General features: G+C 26.9%; 1 protein-coding gene and 1 pseudogene. Both read left to right on the top strand.

Annotation, left to right across the window (positions count from 1 at the left end; genetic code table 11):
- Nucleotides 1-192: 192 nt before the first annotated feature.
- Nucleotides 193-954: pseudogene (locus D1B31_RS24965) on the top strand (cytochrome c oxidase subunit 3).
- A partial coding sequence (locus D1B31_RS24755) for a hypothetical protein (RefSeq protein WP_204563070.1) occupies nt 909-1,251 on the top strand: 343 nt, incomplete at its 3' end. The pseudogene D1B31_RS24965 and the gene D1B31_RS24755, both read left to right, overlap by 46 nt.

Genomic DNA, 1,251 nt, shown 5'->3' on the forward strand with positions numbered 1-1,251 from the left:
AAGAAATAAAGTTATATTTAAATAATTATAATGTCATAGAATATTTAAACAAAATTTTTTTTTACACAAAAAAACAAAAATCAAAACAAAAAAATGACAAACGCAATGTTATATCCACAATTAGGTTTCTCTGGTTCACAATTACAACAATCTGGTATCTCTAAAGGTTCAGTTCAACCTTTCCCTTATCATATGGTAAGCCCTTCACCTTGGCCTATATTAATAAGTTTTAGTTTATTATTCTTAACAATAGGAACTGTATCATGGATGCAAGGTTATGATTCTACTACAATGAGACTAGGATTTACTTTAACATTATGGACTATGCTTCAATGGTTTTTAGATGTTGAGAATGAAGGTAATTTAGAAGGAAATCACACAAAAAAAGTCGGAAATGGTATATTTACTGGATTTTGTCTTTTTGTTATAAGTGAAGTATTTTTCTTCTTAGCTTTCTTTTGGGCTTTCTTCCATTTAAGCTTAGTACCTTCTATAGAAATAGGAGGAGTATGGCCACCTCAAGGTATAATACCTTTAAATGCTTTAGCAATACCATTACTAAATACAGTATTGTTACTTTCTTCTGGAGTATCAGTAACAGAATTCCATCATGCTCTAATAAATGGAGATAAATTAAAAGGAATGTATTCTTGATCAGCAACAGTCCTATTAGCATCAGTCTTTACTGCGTTACAATATTTGGAATATGTTCAATCAGGATTTACTATTGCAGATTCTGTGTATGGTAGTACTTTTTATAGTACTACGGGTTTGCACGGTTTGCATGTTCTGGTTGGTACCATATTTCTTTTCTTTTGTCTTCTCAAATTGGTCAATTACCGTTTGACACTAAACCGACACATTGGAGTAGAATGTGGTATACTTTATTGGCATTTTGTAGATATTGTGTGGCTTTTGCTATTTATATCTATCTACTACTGGGGTGGTATGTAGATAGTTTTGTTTATACATTAAAAACAAATATTAATAATTTAAAAATAAAAATTAAAAAAATGATGATGATAATGAAAACTTTAATAATTAAAATAACAGATATGTTTATCCTTTTTGTTTACTTTATAGTAATTATTGTAAATGAATCAATTAGCAGTTTAAAATTTATTTATAATAATATTTCTTTCCTTTTCAATAAATTTGTTTACTTTATAGTAAATATTATAAATAAATTAATTAGCAGTTTAAAATTTATTTATTCTAAGGTTTCTTTCTTTAAAAATAATAATAATTATA

The sequence above is a fragment of the Neobacillus notoginsengisoli genome, from assembly GCF_003515685.1.
Classification (GTDB): domain Bacteria; phylum Bacillota; class Bacilli; order Bacillales; family Cytobacillaceae; genus Bacillus_D; species Bacillus_D notoginsengisoli.